Origin of the sequence: Microbacterium sp. CH-015 (assembly GCF_049707015.1) — a bacterium.
GTDB classification, from domain to species: domain Bacteria; phylum Actinomycetota; class Actinomycetes; order Actinomycetales; family Microbacteriaceae; genus Microbacterium; species Microbacterium aurum.
The window spans coordinates 219,121-237,604 of the sequence record NZ_JBNAFJ010000001.1 but is presented as its reverse complement, the minus strand read 5'-3'; the positions used below and the strand labels follow the sequence as shown (position 1 = coordinate 237,604).

Sequence of the window (18,484 nt, the reverse complement as noted above, 5' to 3'; positions counted from 1 at the left end):
GACTTGAGGGATGACCAGGCCCCGCCTCTACTCCGGAATGCAGCCCTCCGCCGACTCCCTCCAGATCGGCAACTACATCGGGGCTCTGCTGCAGTGGCGTGACCTGCAGGAGGCGTACGAGGCCTTCTTCTCCGTCGTCGACCTACACGCGCTGACGCAGCCGAACGACCCGGCGGAGCTGCGCGAGAAGACCCGCCGCACCGCGGCGCAGTACATCGCCGCGGGCATCGAGCCGGCGAAGTCCACGCTGTACGTGCAGTCGCACGTGCGCGCGCACGCTGAGCTCGCGTGGGTCCTGTCGACGATCACCGGGTTCGGCGAGGCCGGCCGCATGACCCAGTTCAAGGACAAGTCCGCCCGGTACGGCGCCGACGCGACGAACGTGGGCCTGTTCACCTACCCGGTGCTCATGGCCGCCGACATCCTGCTGTACCAGACCGACATCGTGCCGGTCGGCGACGACCAGAAGCAGCACGTCGAGCTGACCCGCGACCTCGCCGACCGGTTCAACTCGCGCTACGGCACCGCGTTCACCGTGCCGATGCCGGTCATCCAGAAGGAGACTGCGCGGATCTACGACCTGCAGAACCCGACGGCGAAGATGAGCAAGTCCGCCGAGTCGGACGCCGGTGTGCTGTGGTTGCTGGATGACCCTGCCGTCTCGGCGAAGAAGATCATGCGCGCTGTCACCGACAGCGAGGGCGCGGTGCGCTACGACCGCGAGAACAAGCCCGGGGTGTCGAACCTGCTGGTGATCTACGCGGCGCTGACGGGGCGGCAGATCCCGGCCATCGAGGACGAGTACGCCGGACGTGGCTACGGCGACTTCAAGAAGGGGCTCGCCGAGGTCGTGGTGAACGAGTTCGGCCCCGTGCGTCAGCGCGCGCTCGAGCTTCTTTCCGACCCCGCCGAGCTCGACCGGGTGCTGGCCACCAACGCGGACCGCGCCGCGGAGGTCGCCGACGCGACGCTCGCCGATGTCTACGCCAAGGTCGGTCTCCTCCGCCGCGGCTGACCCCGGCGCCTAACTCAGGCAGAACTCCCTCGCGCACCGCGAACCGGCCCAGAAACCGGGGTTCTGCCTGAATTGCGCGCCAACGACCGGACGAGCCCGACGCACACGTCCGCCGGGCCACGGCGCATAACTCAGGCTGAATGGCCGCACAGCGCCCGATCTGCCACGAAGACCGCGACTCTGCCTGAATTGCGCGCCGCGCGCCGCTGACCCGGCCGCCCGCGCGGTCAGCTCAGCGCCGGCGACGGGCGGTGATCAGTCCGCGCACGGCCTCTGAGACGGGTGCCCGGTCGTACAGCAGGTCCTCCGCGAGCGGGCGGAGAGTCGTCAGCCCGAGCCGCGCGGCGGCGAGGTCCCGACGTCTGTCGCGCCGCTGCTTGTCCCAGCCCTCGTGGTGGGCCTTGCTGTCGCATTCGATGATGAGCCAGCCCTCGACGAGGAAGTCGACCCGCCCCACTCCCGGGATCTCGACCTGCGTCTCGTACCGCAGGCCAAGCTGACGAAGAATCAGCCGCATGAACGTCTCGGTCCCCGACTCAGCGCTGGGATCGACGAGCCGCAGGATTGTGGCGTACCGGGGCGGAAGTGCCGCGAAGACGTCGCGCACCTCAATCCACGAAAGTATGCCGAGGTGCAGGACGCTGTCCACGGTCGCCACGGCCGACCGCGCATCCTGACACCGCACGGCTTGGGCCAGTGCATCCGCCACGCCGACGACGCCGAGGCTGTCCGCGTCGTCACACAGCGGCCACCAGTGCAAAACCGTCTCCGACCGGTCCGCGACATCAAGCGCACGTCTGCCGTCGTCGGGAGCACGCAAGCGCGACATCGACCGGTCAAGGTGCACGTGGAGCCTGCGTGAGTCGAAGACGAACACGCCGAGGAGAGCGAGACGCGACACACAAGCGAGGCGCCCACCGACCCGGACCGCCCGATCGATGCCAGCGTGCGGCACGAGCATGTACCGATCGCGACGCAGTCGGAGCAGTCCGCCGCCACGGACAGCCCGGGTGATGTGCTTCGGACGCATCCCCGCCGCGAGCAGATCGGCACGGCTGAGTACCTCGCCGATCGCTCCGGTGCCGATATCCATGCCGTCACCATCCCAGGACGAGTGACGGGATGGATGCCAGATGGGTCGATCTGTGGACACAGGGACGAAATGGTGGGCTGGGGAGGAGAAGTGCGGGCGCGGGCGCAGTCCAGTCGTGGCGCACAACTCAGGCAGAACTATGGCCTCGGGGCCGGTTCGGGCTCCGCACCGGCCTTTTGCCTGAGTTATGCGCCGGGGCGGGGAGGGAGTCGGGGGCGGGTCGGGGCGGCGGGGCGGGGTGGGTAGGGTCGGGGAATGGAGTCGGTGACGCTCAAGACGGTGCGGATGGAGCTGTCGGTGCCGCGGGAGAGCGACATCGACGAGATCTTCGAGGCGTGCCAGGATGCCGCCACCCAGCGGTACACCACGGTGCCCTCGCCCTACACCCGGGTCCACGCGGAGGAGTTCATCCCGCGCGTCGCCGCGCACTGGGCCGAGGGCGTGCACCTCACCTGGGCGATGCGCCAGGGCGACGCCCTCGCCGGCACGATCGGGCTCTATCGCCTCGACGGGTCGGGGTCAGGCGAGCTCGGCTACTGGGTCTCGCCGTGGTCCCGCCGCCGCGGACTCATCGTCGAGGCGGGGAAGGCCGTGATCGACTGGGGCTTCTCGCCGGACGGCGCGGGGCTCGAGCGCATCGAGTGGCGGGCCGTCGTCGGCAACGTCGGCTCGGCACGCGCCGCGCGCGCCCTGGGCTTCCGCTACGAGGGGCTCCTGCGTGCGGGACTCTCCGGCAAGCAGGGCCGCGACGACGCGTGGATCGCCGGGCTCCTCAGCACCGACGACCGCGCCCCGCAACCCTGGCCCGTCCTCACCGACTGATCCCGCACCGCACCACCGCGGCACCAGACCCACCCGGCCGCCCCACCCGGCCCGATTGGCACTCCCCACCATCCACCGTGTAAAACATTTCACATCAAAAGCTTTACGGCTTTCAGGGTGGCCGCTTGACTGCTTGACACACGGCAAGACACAGCGGTCTGCGGCTCCCGAGCCGCCGCCGCCAGACGAGGAGGTCTCATGTCCACAGCACCACGCACGCGGCGATTGCTCGCCCTGGTCACGGCAGCAGCCGTGGCCCTCACCGCTTCGGGTTGCGCAGCATCTGCCAAGCCCGACGCCAGCGCGTCGGGCGCACGCGGCGGCACGCTGCGCATCGCCCTGGCCGCAGCTCCCACGAGCCTCGACCCGGCCAACATGGAGCAGTCCACGAGCCCGTTCGCACAGCCCGCGTACGACGCGCTCATCGGCGTGACCGCCGACGGCACGCTCGTCCCGTCGCTCGCGACCGAGTGGGGATTCACCGACGACGAGAACAAGGTCTTCGAGATCACGGTGCGCGACGACGTGACCTTCTCTGACGGCGAGAAGCTCGACGCGGATGCCCTCATCGCCAACTTCGAGCACCTCGACGACGGCCGCAGCAACGTGGCGACGCTCGTCAACGGCGGCACCTACGAGAAGGTCGACGACGACACGATCCGCATCACGTGGGACACGCCGCACCCGCTCGCCCCGCAGGCTCTCACGCAGCGCTGGGTCGCGGGCATGGTCGTCTCACCCAAGGCCATCGCCGAGGACCCCGAGGGCCTCGCGACCCAGACGGTCGGGGCAGGTCCCTACACGTTGGATGCCGCGCAGACAGTTGCCGGCTCCCGCTATGTCTACGAGGCCCGCGACGACTACTGGAACCCGGACGGGCAGCTCTGGGACGAGGTCGTCATCACCGTGATCGAGAACCCCGAGCAGCGCCTCAACGCGCTGAAGACCGGTGAGATCGACTACGCCGTCGGCGACCTCAGCACGGCCGACTCCGCGGCATCCGCCGATCTTCAGGTGCTCTATGCGCCGACGATCGTGTACGGCCTGAGCCTGCTCGACCGCGACGGCACGCTCGGCTCGCCCCTCGGAGACGTCCGCGTGCGCCAGGCGATCAACTACGCCCTCGACCGCACGAGCATCGCGCAGGCGCTGCTGGGCGACTACGGCTTCGCGACCGAGCAGACGATGGTTCCGAGCGAGCCCGGCTACGTCAAGGCCCTCGAGGACCGCTATCCGTTCGACCAGGACAAGGCCCGCGCGCTGCTCGCCGAGGCTGGCTACCCCGACGGGTTCACCCTCCCGGTGATCGCCAGCACGTCGGCGACAGCCGCGACGCTCGCCCAGGTGTACGTCGAGCAGCTGGCCGCGGTCGGCATCACGGTCGAGCTCGACTCGCGTCCCGGTCCCGACTACTTCGAGGCGATGACGGGCGGCACGTTCCCCGCCGCGGGCATCGGCTACGGCTCGCAGCCGCTGCCGATGGAGTACGACGGCCTGTTCGGTCCGGATGCCATCTTCAACCCGCTCGGGTCGACGAGCCCGACGATCGAGGAGAACATGGCCGCCGCCCTCGTCGCACCCGAGGACGAGGCAGCCACGCTCTACGAGGCGATCACGACGGAACTTGTGGAGGAGGCCTGGTTCGCGCCGGCGGTCTTCGCACCCGTCTTCTACTACGCCGCCGACACGATCGCCCCGACGAGCGCCACCGAGGCGCGCCCGCAGGTGCCGATCGCAGAGCTGGCCCCCGCAGAGTGATCCCGCAGGTGCCGGGGGCGAGAGCCCCCGGCACCTCTCCACGTACGACACAGGAGTGACATGCCCCTCCGGCGCTTCCTCAACTGGCTCATCATGAGCGTCATCCTCTTCTTCGTCATCTCGGCGCTGATCTTCGTCCTCGTCTCGCTCACCCCGGGTGACGCGGCACGGGCGATCGTGGGTCCGACCGCGTCGGCGGAGCGGTACGAGCAGGTGCGGACGGAGCTCGGCCTCGACCTCCCCCTGTGGGCGCAGTACGGGCGCTGGCTCGGGAACCTCTTCCAGGGCGACCTGGGCACCTCGATCGTCAGCGGCGTCCCGGTCGCCCAGGTGCTGGCCGACCGGCTGGAGCCCACGCTGGCGCTCATCATCTGCACGTTCCTGTGCGCGTCGGTGCTCGGCATCGTCCTCGGCGTCATCGGCGCCGCACGCCCCGGCGCGGTCGGCAAGGCCGCCGACGTCGGCAGCGTCATCGGCTCGGCGGTGCCGAGCTTCTGGATCGGCCTCGTGCTCGCGACGGTCTTCGCGGTGCAGCTGCGCTGGCTGCCGACGACCGGCTACTCGCCGCTCGTCGACGGGTTCGGCCCGTGGCTCGCGCACATGATCCTGCCCGTCGCGACGCTCACGATCGGCGGCACGGCGCTCCTCGCGAAGCAGACGCGGGATGCCGTCAGTGAGCAGCTGACGTCACCGCACATCCTCCTGCTGCGCGCCCACGGCGTGAGCGAGCGCCGGATCCTCTGGAAGCACGCGCTGCGCGGCGCGGCTGTCCCGATCGTGACGATCCTCGGCATGAAGATCGTGGGACTCACGAGCGGCACGGTCCTGGTCGAGAGCGTCTTCGTGATCCCCGGCTTCGCGGGCTACTCGGTCAACGCGACGCTCCTGCACGACCTTCCGGTCGTGCAGGCGATCACCCTCATCTTCACGATCGTCATCATCGTGACCAATCTCTTCGTCGAGCTGGCGTACGCCCGCCTCAACGTGAAGGAGTCCGCATGAGCACCCCGTCCGCTCCGGCCGCCGAGGCCGAGACCGCACGCGACGAGCGCACCGTGCGGCCCCTGTGGGTGCTGCTGCTGAGCCGCCCGCAGTTCGTCGTCTGCGCCGTCATCGTCGCCCTCATCGTCATCGCGACGGCGTTCGCACCCGTGATCGCGCCGTTCTCCCCCACCGCCCAGGATCTCGCGAACACGCTCGCCGGGCCGTCCACCGCGCATCCGCTCGGCACCGACGACCTCGGCCGCGACGTGCTGTCGCGACTGCTGTACGGCGGCCAGGTGACGCTCCTGGGCGTCGTCCAGGCGATGGTCGTGTTCCTGCTGCTGGGCACGATGCTGGGACTCATTGCCGGCATGTCGCGCGGCGCCGTCGACACCGTCATCGTGCGCCTCGCCGAGATCCTGCTGAGCGTGCCGTCGTTCATCATCCTGTTGGTGATGCTCTCGATCGTGCCCGGCAACATGACCGTCGCGATGATCGCGCTCGGCATCCTCACGAGTCCCCTGCTCATCCGCGTCGTGCGCGGCACGACGCGGACCGTCCGCAACGAGCTCTTCATCCGCGGTGCGCGCACGATGGGCCTGACGGAGACGCAGATCACCGTGCGCCACGTGCTGCCGCGCCTTGCGGGGCCGATCATCGTGCAGGCCACGATCTTCTGCGGCGTCGTCATCATCGCCGAGACGGGCCTGGGCTACCTCGGTTTCGGCGTGCAGCTGCCCGCACCCAGCTGGGGCAACATGGTGCAGACCGCGAGCGAGAACATCAGCCGGTCGCCGTGGCTGCTGATCCCGACCGGCGGCACGATCATCATCACGATCATGGCGCTCATGCTCCTCGGCGACAGCGTCCGCGACGCTGTCGCCGAGCGGTGGGCCGGTCCCGCTCCGCGGGGGCAGTCCGCGCGGCGGAAGCCGGTGGCGGCGCAGGCCGCCGCCACCGGCGATCCCTCGGCCCTGCTCGAGGTCGACGGCCTGAAGATCGTCGTCGACGGGCCGGAGGGAGAACGCACCCTCGTCGAGAACGTGTCGTTCTCGCTCGCACGCGGTGAGGCCCTGTGCCTCGTCGGCGAGAGCGGCTCGGGCAAGTCGATCACCTCGCTCGCGCTGCTCGGCCTCAGCCGCGGCACGCGCGTCGCTGCGGGCACGCTCCGCATCGACGGCCGCACGATCGACACGGGCGACGCCGACGCCATGCGGCGCCTGCGCGCATCCGAGTTCGGCTACATCACACAGGACCCGCAGCCCTCGCTCGACCCGACGATGCGCATCGGCGACCTGCTCGTGCAGCTCGTCCGCCTGCACCAGAAGGTCGACAAGAAGACGGCGCGCCGGATCACGCTCGAGCTCCTCGACCGCGTGCGCATCCCCGACCCCGCCGCCGTCGCACGCCGCTACCCGCACCAGCTGTCGGGCGGCATGGCGCAGCGCGTCGTGATCGCCGCGGCGCTGAGCGCAAAGCCGAAGATCCTCATCGCCGACGAGCCGACGACCGCGCTGGACGTGACGGTGCAGGCCGAGATCCTCGCGCTGCTGCACGAGCTGTGCGACGACGACGACTCGATGTCGCTGCTGCTGGTCACCCACGACTGGGGCGTCGTCGCCGACATCGCCGACCGCGTCATCGTGATGCGGCACGGGCAGCTCGTCGAGGAGGCGCCGAGCGCGCAGATCTTCCGCGAGCCGCAGCATCCGCACACCCGCGCGATGCTCGCCGCCGACCCCGCGCGGCTCGACGTGCACCCCGTGCGCTCCGCGACCGAGCTGCTGCTCGAGGTGCGCGACCTGACGATCTCGTACACGGGCCGCGGCGCCGACGGCAAGCCGACGCGGACGACCGCCGTGAAGGGCATCGACCTCGACGTGCACCGGGGCCGCACGCTGGGCCTCATCGGCGAGTCCGGTTCGGGCAAGTCGAGCGTCGGCAACGCGATCGTGGGGCTGGCCGCGGCCGAGTCCGGCAGCATCCGCCTCGACGGCGAAGAGCTCGTCGGGGCATCCGCCGCGCGCCGCCGTCAGCTCAGCAGCCGCGTGCAGATCATCTTCCAGGACCCGTACGGATCGCTGAACCCCGTCCGCACGATCGGGTCGACGCTCGCCGAGCCGCTCACCCTCGCGCACGGGGTGGGGCGCCGCGAGGCCGCCCGGCGCGTGCGCGAAGCGCTCGAGCGCGTGGGGTTGCCGGCGGCCGCCGCCGACCGCTACCCGGCGCAGTTCTCCGGCGGTCAGCGCCAGCGCATCGCGATCGCCCGCGCGATCGTGCTGGGCCCCGAGCTGATCGTGTGCGACGAGCCGGTGAGCGCCCTCGACCTCACGATCCAGGAGCAGGTGCTGACCCTGCTGTCCTCCCTGCAGGACGATCTCGGCATCGCCTACCTGTTCATCTCGCACGACCTGTCGGTCGTCCGCAGCTTCTGCGACGACATCGCCGTCATGTACCGCGGCTCGATCGTCGAACGGGGCACCGCGCAGGACGTCATCGGAGACCCCACGCATCCGTACACGAGGTCGCTGCTGGATGCCGCGCCGATCCCCGACCCCGCCGTGCAGCGCCGTCGGTCGCTCCAGGCGGAGAGGTACGTGGCATGAGCCGCGGCATCACGATCCGCGACGTCGCCGACGAGGCATCCGTCTCGATCGCGACGGTGTCCAACGCGATGAACCGGCCCGGGCGGGTGTCGGCGCAGACCCGCACACGGGTTCTGGAAGCCGCCGACAAGCTCGGCTACGTCCCCCAGTCGACCGCCAACTACCGCGCCGCGACGGCACGCAAGCGCCTCGGCGTCATCGCGCCGTTCGCGAGCTACCCGTCGTATGCGGCGCGCCTGAACGGCATCCTCGAGGTGCTCGGCGTCGACCGCACCGAGACGATCGTCTACGACCACCCGTCGGCGAGCAGGTCGCCTTCGCCGCGCCTCGCATCGTTGCCGTTCTCGGGCACGCTCGAGGGGCTCATCATCATGGGCGTGCCCGTCGACACGGGCCTGAGCGACCGCATCCTCGACCGCGATCTGCCGACCGTGCTGATCGACTCGAGCCACCCCCGCTTCACGTCGATCGTGCTCGACGAGGCGCACGGCGCGCGGCTCGCCGCCGAGCACCTGCTGGCCCGCGGGTTCGAGCAGTTCGTCTACGTCACCGAGGGCCAGGTCTCCAACGACTACATCTCGCAGGGCACGCGCCGTCTCTCCGGCTTCGTGCAGGCCCTCGCCGACAACGGCGTGACCGACGACCGGCTGCACCGCATCACGGCACGGTCGGGCGACATCGCCGCCGGGCGCGCCGCCGCAGAGTTCGTGGCATCCGTCGCGCGCAGCGGCCGCGTGGGCGTGCTCGCGGGTCATGACACGCTCGCCGCCGGCGTCGTCGGCGGCCTGCGCGGCCTCGGCGTCGCCGTGCCCGATCGGGTCGGCGTCATGGGGTGGGACGGCGGCGCGATCGTCGAGGCCCTGGGGCTGTCGACCGTCGCGCAGCCGCTCGTCGACTCGGGCCGAATCGGTGCGCAGCGCCTGATGTCGCTCGTGCGCCACGAATCGGTGCCGATCGAGCGGATCATCCTCACTCCGACGCTCGTTCCCGGGATCACGACGTGACGGCGCCCGCCGGCGACCTCGCGACCCTCCTGCGGGCGGTGCACGAGGCGCGGGGCGACGAGGAGGTGCCGCTGCCCTCCCCCGAACCGCACGACGGACAGTCGGTCGCGCAGTGGCGCGCCGAGGTGGCGCGCGTCCGGGCGATGGCGGATGCCGGTGCCCTGCGCCACCGCGCGCTCGTCGACCGTGCGTCGAAAGAGCTGTTCGGCACCACCGTCGCCGAGCTGCTGCCGCCCGTCGGGCCACTCGCCCGGTACACGATCGATGTCCCGGTGCCCGCGGACCCGCAGCCCGGCGGGGATGCGCCGGGCGGCGGCATCCCCGCGGGGCCCGGCGCGCGCGTGCCCGACCCCGCGACGACCGTGCGCGTGAGCGTCACGACCCCGACCGATCCGCAGTCCGTGATCATCCGGCTGCACGGCGGCGCCTTCTGGATGGCCGGCGGCACCGCCGCCGACAGCATCGACGCCCACCTCATCGACCAGCTGGCGCACGTCGCGCGCGCCGTCGTGCTGAACGTCGACTATCGGCTCGCGCCCGAGCATCCCTTCCCCGCCGCGATCGTCGACACGCTGACCGTCCTCGACGCCGTCCGCGACGGCAACCTGGGGCTCGCGACGGAGGCGGCGGCGCCGATCGCGCTCGTCGGTACCTCGTCGGGTGCGAACATCGCGACGGTCGCCGCGATGGCGGATGCCGCGCGCCGCCCCGCATCGCCCCTGCGGGGCCTGGGCCTGCTCGTCCCGTCGGTACTGCTGACTCGGGTACCCGACGGCGAGGCCGCCCTGCGCGTGCGCAGGCAGCAGCTGCGCGGATACCTCGGCGAGCTCGCGCTCGACGACCCATGGGCTTCGCCGGGGGTGCTCCCCCGGATCGCCGGCCTGCCGCCCACTTTCGCCGCGATCGCGTCGGCCGACGAGGTCGCGGCGGGTGGTGAGAGCCTGTGCGCCGCGATCGAAGCCGGCGGCGGCGAAGCGACGGCGCATATATACGAGATGACGCATACGACGGCGACGCCCGCAGTGGAGGCCGCCATGATCGGCGAGCTGGCGGCGGCGATGCGCGACGCGCTGCACCTCTGACGGGATGTCGGGCGTGCGTGGCAGGATGAGCGCATGCCCGAGATGCCGGAGGTGCAGGGGCTCGTCGACTTCCTCGCCGAGCGCGCCACGGGTGTCGCCGTCACGAAGGCAACCGTCGCCAACATCGCGGCCCTGAAGACGTACGATCCGCCGATCGAGGCACTGAAGGGGGCGACGATCACGGGGGCGGCGCGCCACGGCAAGTTCGTCGACCTGTCGACGGATGCCGGTGTACACCTCATCTTCCACCTGGCGAAGGCCGGCTGGCTGCGCTGGTACGAACAACTGCCCGCGACCGTCATCCGGCCGGGGAAGACCCCGATCGCACTGCGCGTCGGCCTGGATGACGGCGCCGGGTTCGATCTCACCGAAGCCGGCACGAAGAAGTCGCTCGCGGTCTACGCCGTGCGCGACCCGCAGGACGTGCCCGGCATCGCACGCCTCGGCCCCGATCCGCTCGGTGACGGCTTCACGCGCGACGCGTTCGCCGGCCTGCTCGCCGGTCGCCGCACGCAGATCAAGGGCGTCCTGCGCGACCAGTCGATCCTCGCCGGCGTCGGCAACGCCTACTCAGACGAGATCCTGCACGCGGCGAAGATGTCGCCCTACGCCCTCGCCGCGAGCCTCGACGGCGACGAGGTCACGCGGCTCTACGTCGCGCTGCGCGAGACCCTGGCGGATGCCGTGGCCGCGGCATCCGGCAAGCCTCCGGCAGACCTCAAGGACGCCAAACGCCGCGGCATGGCGGTGCACGGCCGGCGCGGGCAGGCCTGCCCGGTGTGCGGGGACGAGGTGCGCAGCGTCTTCTTCGCCGACAATTCGCTGGAGTACTGCCCGACCTGTCAGACCGGCGGGAAGCTCCTCGCCGACCGGCGGCTGAGCCGCCTGTTGAAGTAGCTGCGCGCCCGGTTCCCGAGGGCGGGCTGTTCTCGGTACGCCTCCGCTGGCGCTCCGGCTACTCGACCACCGGAGGCGGATCCTCGGTGCCCATGAGGATGCGGGCGTCGTCATCCACCCAGTCGATCGACTTGCCGACCGCCTTCTTCCACTGCCGGTAGCGGCGGGTGCGCTCGTCGGCGCCCATGCGGGGCTCGAAGCGCACATCCTCCTGCCAGTGTCCGCGCAGCTCGTCCAGTCCCGACCACAATCCGACGGCGAGTCCCGCCGCATACGCCGCGCCGAGCGCCGTCGTCTCAACGACCTTCGGCCGGACGACGGGGATCCCCAGGATGTCGGCCTGGAACTGCATCAGCAGCCCGTCGCGGGTCATCCCGCCGTCCACGCGCAGCTCGGTGAGAGGCCGTCCGGCGTCGGCCACGACCGCCTCGATGACGTCGCGCGACTGGAACGCGGTCGCCTCGAGCGCGGCGCGGGCGATGTGCGCCTTCGTCACGTATCGCGTCATGCCGACGAGCGCGCCGCGCGCATCCGGCCGCCAGTACGGCGCGAAAAGCCCGGAGAACGCGGGCACGAAGTAGGCCCCGCCGTTGTCGTCGACGGATGCCGCGAGTTCCTCGACCTCTTCCGAGGAGCCGATGATGCCGAGGTTGTCGCGCAGCCACTGGATGAGCGAGCCGGTGACGGCGATCGAGCCCTCCAGGGCGTACCGGGGCGGTCCGTCGCCGCAGCGATAGGCGACGGTGGTGATGAGCCCGGCGCGCGAGCGCACGATCTCGGTGCCGGTGCCGACCAGCAGGAAGTTGCCGGTGCCGTAGGTGTTCTTCGACTCCCCCGCGTCGAACGCGGTCTGACCGAACGTCGCCGCCTGCTGGTCACCGAGGATCCCCGCGATCGGCACGCCCGCCAGCGCCGCCGGCTCGCGCACCTCGCCGAACACCTCGGAGGAGGAGCGGATCTCCGGCAGCATCGCCCGCGGGATGTTCCACACCTCGAGCAGCTCGTCGGCCCAGTCGAGGGTCCGCAGGTCCATCAGCAGAGTGCGGCTGGCGTTGGTGACGTCGGTGATGTGGATGCCGCCGTCCGCCCCGCCGGTCAGATTCCAGACGACCCAGGTGTCGGGGGTGCCGAACAGCAGCTCGCCCTGTGCGGCCCGCTCGCGGGCACCCTCGACGTTGTCGAGGATCCAGGCGATCTTCGACGCCGAGAAGTAGGTGGCCAGCGGCAGACCGGTCTGTTCGGCGAAGGCATCGACGCCGCGCTGCGCGATGAGACGGTCGATGCGCGGCTGGGTGCGGGTGTCCTGCCAGACCAGGGCGTTGTGCACCGGCTCCCCGGTGCGACGGTCCCAGACGATCACCGTCTCACGCTGGTTGGTGACGCCCACCGCAGCGATGGCCGCGGCATCCTGACCCGACGATTCCAGCGCCGCCTCGAGGACGTGCCGCGTGTTCTGCCAGATCTCGGCGGCGTCGTGCTCGACCCGGCCGGCACGGGGGAAGATCTGCTGGTGCTCCTGCTGGGCGGAGCCGACGCTCGCACCAGTGCGGTCGAACACGATCGCCCGGGTAGACGTGGTCCCTTGATCGAGCGCGATCACATGGTCTGGCACGTCGTCTCCTCCTCGAGCTACCTGCCTCTCACGCTACCGCGCCGGGCTCGTCGCGCCCGCGTCGGCGGGCGCGGTCGCGGGACCGGACGCAGGGTCGGCCGCGTGCACGGCGGCCAGGGCCTGGTCGACCTCGACGGCCTGGGCACCGGCATCCCACCCGAGCACGGGGGCGATCACCTCGGCGACCTCGACGGCCGCCTCGCGGGTCGCCGCCCCGAGGAACGCGATCGCGGTGCGGCGCAGGAGCATATCGGCCAGGTGCACGACGAGCTCGGTGGCGGCGAGGTGGCGCAGCTCGTCACGGCTGTAGCTCGGCACGGTGCGCAGCGACGTGTCGTCGTCGCCGATCGCGGCGACGACCTCGGCGGCTCCCGTGCCGTAGCGGTCGAGCAGCACGCCGGCACGGTCGAACCCGACCCGGTCGGCGTGCGCGGCGACCCACTGCCGTCGCGCTCGCTCGGAGGTCGGGAAGCCCGCACCGCCGCCGATCGGCAGCCCCTTCGTGCTGCGCAGGCGCGGGCGCGCCAGCAGCTCCAGGACGCGGTCGGTGAGGTGCGCCGCCGACGCGCGGAACGTCGTCCACTTGCCCCCGACGAGGCTCAGCACGGTGGGCGCGTCGGCGCCGGGCAGCCGCTCGGCCTCGATGCGATAGTCGCGCGAGACGAATCCGGGAGCGAGGTCGCCGTGGCCCGGCAGCGGGCGCACGCCCGCGAAGCGGTAGACGATCTGCGAACGGTCGACGGCGATGCCCGGGAAGACGTGCGCGATGAGCTCGAAGAAGTAGTTGATCTCGGCCTCGGTGCACACGATGGGCTCGCGCATGTCGTGCTCGAGGTCGGTGGTGCCCACGAGCACGCGGCCCTTCAGCGGATAGATGAGCACGATGCGGCCGTCGGAGTGTTCGAAGAACAGCTCGCGCCCGCCGGTCGCCGCCAGCAGCTCCTCGTGCTCGAGCACGATGTGCGATCCCTTCGTGCCGCCCATGTAGTGGGTCGGATCGCCGAGGGCGAGGTTGGTGAGGTCGGTCCAGGGCCCGGAGGCATTGACGACGACGGATGCCGTGAACGCGAACTCCTCGCCGGTGACGCCGTCGCGCAGCGTCACCTTGCCGCCGTCCGCGCCGACGGCCTCGGTGTAGTTGGCGGCGCGGGCGCGGTCGCCGCCGGCGGCGAGGCCGTCACGGAGGACGTCGAGCGCCAGGCGCTCCGGATCGCGCAGGGAGGCGTCCCAGTAGGTCGCGGTGTATCGCACGCCCGGGTTCAGCTGCGGCAGCTGCTCGAGCGACCTCTTGCGACCGTGGAACGCGTGGCGCGGCACCGTGCCCTTGCCGAGCAGCCCGCCGCCGCGGGAGAAGGAGTCGTAGATCACGAGGCCGATCTTGATGAGCGCGGCGCCGCGCTCGCGGTGCTGTCCCGCACTGTGACGCAGGAAGCGCAACGGCGCCGAGAGCACGCCCGAGAACGTCGAGTAGATCGGGATCGTCGTCTGCAGCGGGCGGACGTAGTGCGGCGCGGTCTTCAGCAGGGCGTTGCGCTCGGTCACCGCTTCGTGCACGAGCCGGAACTCGCCGTTCTCCAGGTAGCGGATGCCGCCGTGGATCATGTGGCTCGACGCCGCCGATGCCCCGCTGACGAAATCGCCCCGCTCGACGAGGGCGACATCGACGCCCTGCAGCGCCAGGTCGCGCAGCGTCGCGAGCCCGTTGATGCCGCCGCCGATGATCAGCACGTCCGCGTACGGGCGCTCCGCGAGGGTCTCGGTCGTTCGGCGTGCGGTGTCGGTCATGATGCTCTCCCGACTCCAGGCTAGGCGCCCGCAGGTTCGCGAAGCGCAAAAGGCTCTCCATCCGCACGATTCGGGATCATTCAGGCGTCTCGTGCGGGCCGGGCGTCACGGAATGAAACCGGACCGGGCGCGTTGAGTAGGATCGTGAGCAGAAACGTGCTCCGGGGTCGGTGAGAATCCGAACCGGCGGTGACAGTCCGCGAGCCTGAGACCTTGGTCGAGGGTTGATCCGGTGGAAATCCGGAACCGACGGTGATGCGACGTTCCTCCCCAGGGAGGCGCGCGCTAGTCCGGATGGGAGGCAGCACCCGACGACGTCCCGCGATGGGCGCCGCCGGTGAATTCTCCCGCGCATCCGCGCCCCCGGAGCCTCGACGGAGGACGACCCGATGGCCGCGACAGATCGCGAAGCGCAGGCGATGCGCCAGGCGCTGCTCCTCGCCCTTCGCGGCCCCCGCGGAGTCAATCCGCAGGTCGGCGCCGTCCTGCTCTCCCCCGAAGGCGAGACCCTCGCCGAGGGCTGGCACCGCGGCGCCGGCACGGCGCACGCCGAGGTCGACGCGCTGACCCGGCTGGCCGAGGAGAAGGGGCCGGATGCCGCGGTCGGCGCGACCGCCGTGGTCACCCTCGAGCCGTGCAACCACACGGGTCGCACCGGGCCGTGCAGCGAAGCGCTCATCGCCGCCGGCGTCGCGCGCGTCGTCTACGCCGTCGCCGATCCCGGCGCTCTGTCGGCGGGAGGCGCGGAACGCCTGCGCAGCGCCGGCGTCGACGTCGTTGGCGGTGTCCTCGCGGCGGAGGGCGAGGAGCTGCTCGACTCGTGGCTCACCGTCCAGCGCCTCGGGCGCCCGCACGTCACCGTCAAGTGGGCGCAGTCACTCGACGGGCGCGCCGCGGCATCCGACGGCACCAGCCAGTGGATCACCGGACCGGACGCACGCGCCGACGTGCACCGCCGTCGCAGCGACGCCGACGCGATCGTCGTGGGCACCGGGACCCTCCTCGCCGACGACCCGGCGCTGACCGCGCGCCGACCGGACGGGACGCTCTACGAGCACCAGCCGCGCCCGGTCGTCATCGGCACGCGGGCGACGCCGCAGGAAGCGCAAGTCCGACGGCATCCGCTGCCGTTCCTGCAGGACGAGGGCGACGACCTGCCCGACCTGCTCGACCGGCTGCGGGAGCTCGGCGCCCACCGCGTGTTCGTCGAAGGAGGACCGACCCTGGCGTCGTCGTTCGTCCGCGCCGGCCTCGCCGACGAACTGCTCGTCTACCTCGCGCCGACCCTGCTCGGCGGCCCCCGCCTGGCGACCGGCGACCTCGGCGTCGCGACGATCGCCGATCAGCGGCGCCTGACCATCACCACGATCGAGCGGCTGGGCGAGGATCTCCTCGTGGTCGCCACCCCGGAAGGGACACCCTGACATGTTCACCGGAATCATCGAAGAACGCGGCACCGTCACCGCCGTCGCGCCCTCGGGCGACGGGGTCCGCCTCACCGTGCAGGGACCGCTCGTCGTCTCCGACGCGCACCAGGGCGACTCGATCGCCGTCAGCGGCGTGTGCCTCACCGTCGTCGACCAGGGCGAGGACTGGTTCACCGCCGACGTCATGCGCCAGTCGCTGGACATGTCGACGCTCGGCGCGCTGACGCCGGGATCCCCGGTCAACCTCGAACGCGCCGTCGCGACGCACACCCGGCTCGGCGGCCACATCGTGCAGGGGCACGTCGACGGCACCGGCGAGGTGCTCGAGGTGCGGCCCGGTGCGCAGTGGCAGGTGATCCGGTTCCGGATGCCGCGTGAGCTTGCTCCCCTCGTCGTGGACAAGGGCTCGATCACGGTCGAGGGCGTCTCTCTCACCGTCAGCGCGGTGTCCGCCGCCGACGAGGCCGACCCGTGGTTCGAGGTGTCGCTCATCCCCGAGACCCTCCAGGTCACGACCCTCGGCGCCCGCACGGTCGGCGACCGCGTGAACCTCGAGACCGACATCCTCGCGCGCCACGTGCAGCGACTGCTCGCCTTCACCGCCCCGCAGACCCCCACCACCGAAGGAGGCTCCCGATGAGCCTTTCCACCATCCCCGATGCCCTCGACGCACTGCGCGCCGGGCGGCCCGTCATCGTCGCGGACGATGAGAACCGCGAGAACGAGGGCGACATCATCCTGTCGGCCGAACTCGCGACGCCCGAGTGGCTCGCGTGGACCATTCGCTGGTCGAGCGGATTCCTCTGCGCACCCATGCCCGCCGAGTGGGCCGACCGGCTCGACCTGCCGCCGATGGTCGCCGTCAACGAGGACTCCCGGGGCACGGCGTACACCGTGAGCGTGGATGCCGCCGACCGCGTCTCCACGGGCATCAGCGCCGCCGACCGGTCACACACCCTCAACGTGCTGGCCGACCCGGCATCCACCCCCTCCTCGGTCATCCGACCGGGACACATCCTGCCGCTCCGCGCCGTCGACGGCGGCGTGCGCGAGCGCGCCGGGCACACCGAGGCGGGCGTCGAGCTCATGAAGCTCGCGGGCCTGCAGCCGGTCGCCGCGATCGGCGAGGTCGTCGCCGAGGACGGCTCGATGATGCGCCTGCCCGGGCTGCTGGAGATGGGCGAGCGGGAGGGCATCCCGGTCATCACGATCGAGCAGCTCATCGCGCACCTGGACGGTCAGGCCCCCGCGGCGGCGACCGCCGAGCACGCACCGCGCCGCCGCGTGAGCCTGCGCGCCGAAGCGCAGGTACCGACCTCGCACGGCACCTTCCGCTTCCTCGCGTACAAAGACCGCATCACCGGCACCGACCACATCGCCGTCGTCTCGGGAGATCTCACCGAGGAGGCGCCGCTCGTGCGGGTGCACTCCGAGTGCCTCACCGGCGAGGCCTTCGGCTCGCTCAAATGCGAGTGCGGCCCGCAGCTCGATGCCGCCCTCGACAGGATCGAGCGGGACGGCGGCGTCGTCGTCTACATGCGCGGCCACGAGGGTCGGGGCATCGGCCTCATCAACAAGCTGCGCGCCTACAGCCTGCAGGAGCGGGGCCTGGACACCGTCGACGCGAACCTGGCCCTCGGGCTCCCGGCGGATGCCCGCGACTACGCGGCGGCGGCCGGCATCCTCGCCGACCTCGGCGTCGACAAGCTGCGCCTGCTCACCAACAACACCGACAAGGTCACCCAGCTGCGATCGCTCGGCCTCGACATCGTCGAGCAGGTGCCGCTCCTGGTCGGCGTCGGCGCCAACAACCACCAGTACCTGGCGACCAAGCGCGACCGCATGGGCCACATCATCGGCGCCGACGAACTCGAGGAAGCCCTCGCCCACAGCACCCACCCGGAGGAGCACGCATGAGCGGCCACGGAGCCCCCCAGACCGAGCCGATCGACGCCGCCGGCCTGCAGGTCGTCGTCGTCGCGGGCTCGTGGCACGACGTGATCACCGAGGGCCTCATCGCCGGCGCGCAGCGCGTGCTCGACGCCTCCGGCGCTTCGTGGCGGCTCGAGCGCGTGCCGGGGTCGTTCGAGCTGCCGGTCGCCGCGAAGGCGGCGCTGGATGCCGGCGCGGACGCCGTCGTGGCCCTCGGGGTCATCATCCGCGGCGGCACGCCGCACTTCGAGTTCGTCTCCTCCGCCGCCACCGACGGCCTCACCCGGGTGGCCCTCGACACCGGCAAGCCGGTCGGTTTCGGCGTGCTGACCCTCGACGACGAACAGCAGGGCCTCGACCGCGCCGGGCTCGCCGGCTCGAAGGAGGACAAGGGCGCCGAGGCCGCCGACGCAGCCCTGCGCACCGCCCTGCTCCTCCGCCGCCTGCGCGCCTGACCCCGTCCGGCG

General features: G+C 71.4%; 15 protein-coding genes and 1 riboswitch. Of the genes, 12 read left to right on the top strand and 3 right to left on the bottom strand.

Annotated elements, in window-relative coordinates:
* The first annotated feature begins 10 nt into the window (after positions 1-10).
* Positions 11-1,015 carry a tryptophan--tRNA ligase gene (gene trpS / locus ACPYN4_RS01080; RefSeq protein WP_281652019.1) on the top strand — a complete coding sequence of 335 codons (1,005 nt, stop codon included), beginning with the start codon at positions 11-13 and terminating at the stop codon, positions 1,013-1,015.
* A 232-nt stretch (positions 1,016-1,247) separates the two neighbouring features.
* On the opposite strand, the gene ACPYN4_RS01075 is transcribed toward trpS, so the two are convergent.
* Complete coding sequence (locus ACPYN4_RS01075; protein ID WP_281652018.1) at positions 1,248-2,108, bottom strand: hypothetical protein; 861 nt, start codon at positions 2,106-2,108, stop codon at positions 1,248-1,250.
* Between the two features lie 255 nt (positions 2,109-2,363).
* On the opposite strand from ACPYN4_RS01075, the gene ACPYN4_RS01070 reads away from it, so the two are divergent.
* The 7 genes from ACPYN4_RS01070 to ACPYN4_RS01040 all read left to right on the top strand — a co-directional run bounded on the left by ACPYN4_RS01070 (position 2,364) and on the right by ACPYN4_RS01040 (position 11,261).
* Positions 2,364-2,930: a GNAT family N-acetyltransferase gene (locus tag ACPYN4_RS01070; protein WP_239282837.1), complete on the top strand. Its 567-nt coding sequence runs from the start codon at positions 2,364-2,366 to the stop codon at positions 2,928-2,930.
* Between the two features lie 198 nt (positions 2,931-3,128).
* On the top strand, positions 3,129-4,688 hold the full coding sequence (locus ACPYN4_RS01065; protein ID WP_239282839.1) for an ABC transporter substrate-binding protein: 1,560 nt from the start codon (positions 3,129-3,131) through the stop codon (positions 4,686-4,688).
* A gap of 60 nt (positions 4,689-4,748) precedes the next feature.
* On the top strand, positions 4,749-5,690 hold the full coding sequence (locus ACPYN4_RS01060; RefSeq protein ID WP_281653633.1) for an ABC transporter permease: 942 nt from the start codon (positions 4,749-4,751) through the stop codon (positions 5,688-5,690).
* Complete coding sequence (locus tag ACPYN4_RS01055) at positions 5,687-8,278, top strand: dipeptide ABC transporter ATP-binding protein (RefSeq protein WP_239282478.1); 2,592 nt, start codon at positions 5,687-5,689, stop codon at positions 8,276-8,278. Before ACPYN4_RS01060 ends, ACPYN4_RS01055 begins: the two co-directional genes overlap by 4 nt.
* Entirely contained in the window at positions 8,275-9,282 is a 1,008-nt protein-coding gene (locus ACPYN4_RS01050) for a LacI family DNA-binding transcriptional regulator (RefSeq protein WP_239282480.1), read from the top strand. Before ACPYN4_RS01055 ends, ACPYN4_RS01050 begins: the two co-directional genes overlap by 4 nt.
* Positions 9,279-10,364 (top strand): alpha/beta hydrolase fold domain-containing protein, encoded by a 1,086-nt coding sequence (locus ACPYN4_RS01045; RefSeq protein WP_424445385.1) that lies wholly within the window; start codon positions 9,279-9,281, stop codon positions 10,362-10,364. The genes ACPYN4_RS01050 and ACPYN4_RS01045 overlap by 4 nt, the downstream gene beginning before the upstream one ends.
* A 33-nt stretch (positions 10,365-10,397) precedes the next feature.
* Complete coding sequence (locus ACPYN4_RS01040) at positions 10,398-11,261, top strand: Fpg/Nei family DNA glycosylase (protein ID WP_424445384.1); 864 nt, start codon at positions 10,398-10,400, stop codon at positions 11,259-11,261.
* A gap of 58 nt (positions 11,262-11,319) precedes the next feature.
* Here the strand turns inward: ACPYN4_RS01040 and glpK are convergent, their stop codons facing one another.
* Positions 11,320-12,873 (bottom strand): glycerol kinase GlpK, encoded by a 1,554-nt coding sequence (glpK, locus tag ACPYN4_RS01035; RefSeq protein WP_424445383.1) that lies wholly within the window; start codon positions 12,871-12,873, stop codon positions 11,320-11,322.
* A 33-nt stretch (positions 12,874-12,906) separates the two neighbouring features.
* Positions 12,907-14,658, bottom strand: a complete 1,752-nt coding sequence (locus tag ACPYN4_RS01030) for a glycerol-3-phosphate dehydrogenase/oxidase (protein ID WP_424445382.1) — start codon at positions 14,656-14,658, stop codon at positions 12,907-12,909.
* A 154-nt stretch (positions 14,659-14,812) separates the two neighbouring features.
* Positions 14,813-14,968, top strand: a riboswitch (FMN riboswitch).
* A 79-nt stretch (positions 14,969-15,047) separates the two neighbouring features.
* Here ACPYN4_RS01030 and ribD point away from each other — a divergent pair.
* From ribD to ribH, 4 genes are read left to right on the top strand one after another with little or no spacing between them, the layout of a single operon-like run.
* A complete protein-coding gene (gene ribD, locus ACPYN4_RS01025) occupies positions 15,048-16,082 on the top strand; it encodes a bifunctional diaminohydroxyphosphoribosylaminopyrimidine deaminase/5-amino-6-(5-phosphoribosylamino)uracil reductase RibD (RefSeq protein WP_424445381.1) in 1,035 nt (344 codons plus the stop codon).
* A 1-nt stretch (position 16,083) separates the two neighbouring features.
* On the top strand, positions 16,084-16,725 hold the full coding sequence (locus ACPYN4_RS01020; protein WP_076691478.1) for a riboflavin synthase: 642 nt from the start codon (positions 16,084-16,086) through the stop codon (positions 16,723-16,725).
* Entirely contained in the window at positions 16,722-18,002 is a 1,281-nt protein-coding gene (gene ribA, locus ACPYN4_RS01015; protein WP_424445380.1) for a GTP cyclohydrolase II, read from the top strand. Before ACPYN4_RS01020 ends, ribA begins: the two co-directional genes overlap by 4 nt.
* The gene (ribH, locus tag ACPYN4_RS01010) at positions 17,999-18,472 is read left to right on the top strand and encodes a 6,7-dimethyl-8-ribityllumazine synthase (protein WP_239282575.1); all 474 of its coding nucleotides are present in this window, start codon (positions 17,999-18,001) and stop codon (positions 18,470-18,472) included. Before ribA ends, ribH begins: the two co-directional genes overlap by 4 nt.
* The last annotated feature ends 12 nt before the right edge of the window (positions 18,473-18,484 follow it).

Bases quoted from the DNA above. Each gene is read 5' to 3' on its own strand.
- trpS (WP_281652019.1), top strand. From the start codon at position 11: ATGACCAGGCCCCGCCTCTACTCCGGAATGCAGCCCTCCGCCGACTCC.
- ribA (WP_424445380.1), top strand. From the start codon at position 16,722: ATGAGCCTTTCCACCATCCCCGATGCCCTCGACGCACTGCGCGCCGGG.
- ACPYN4_RS01075 (WP_281652018.1), bottom strand. From the start codon at position 2,108: ATGGATATCGGCACCGGAGCGATCGGCGAGGTACTCAGCCGTGCCGAT.
- ACPYN4_RS01070 (WP_239282837.1), top strand. From the start codon at position 2,364: ATGGAGTCGGTGACGCTCAAGACGGTGCGGATGGAGCTGTCGGTGCCG.
- ribH (WP_239282575.1), top strand. From the start codon at position 17,999: ATGAGCGGCCACGGAGCCCCCCAGACCGAGCCGATCGACGCCGCCGGC.
- ACPYN4_RS01030 (WP_424445382.1), bottom strand. From the start codon at position 14,658: ATGACCGACACCGCACGCCGAACGACCGAGACCCTCGCGGAGCGCCCG.
- ACPYN4_RS01020 (WP_076691478.1), top strand. From the start codon at position 16,084: ATGTTCACCGGAATCATCGAAGAACGCGGCACCGTCACCGCCGTCGCG.
- ACPYN4_RS01050 (WP_239282480.1), top strand. From the start codon at position 8,275: ATGAGCCGCGGCATCACGATCCGCGACGTCGCCGACGAGGCATCCGTC.
- ACPYN4_RS01040 (WP_424445384.1), top strand. From the start codon at position 10,398: ATGCCCGAGATGCCGGAGGTGCAGGGGCTCGTCGACTTCCTCGCCGAG.
- ACPYN4_RS01065 (WP_239282839.1), top strand. From the start codon at position 3,129: ATGTCCACAGCACCACGCACGCGGCGATTGCTCGCCCTGGTCACGGCA.
- ACPYN4_RS01060 (WP_281653633.1), top strand. From the start codon at position 4,749: ATGCCCCTCCGGCGCTTCCTCAACTGGCTCATCATGAGCGTCATCCTC.
- ribD (WP_424445381.1), top strand. From the start codon at position 15,048: ATGGCCGCGACAGATCGCGAAGCGCAGGCGATGCGCCAGGCGCTGCTC.
- ACPYN4_RS01055 (WP_239282478.1), top strand. From the start codon at position 5,687: ATGAGCACCCCGTCCGCTCCGGCCGCCGAGGCCGAGACCGCACGCGAC.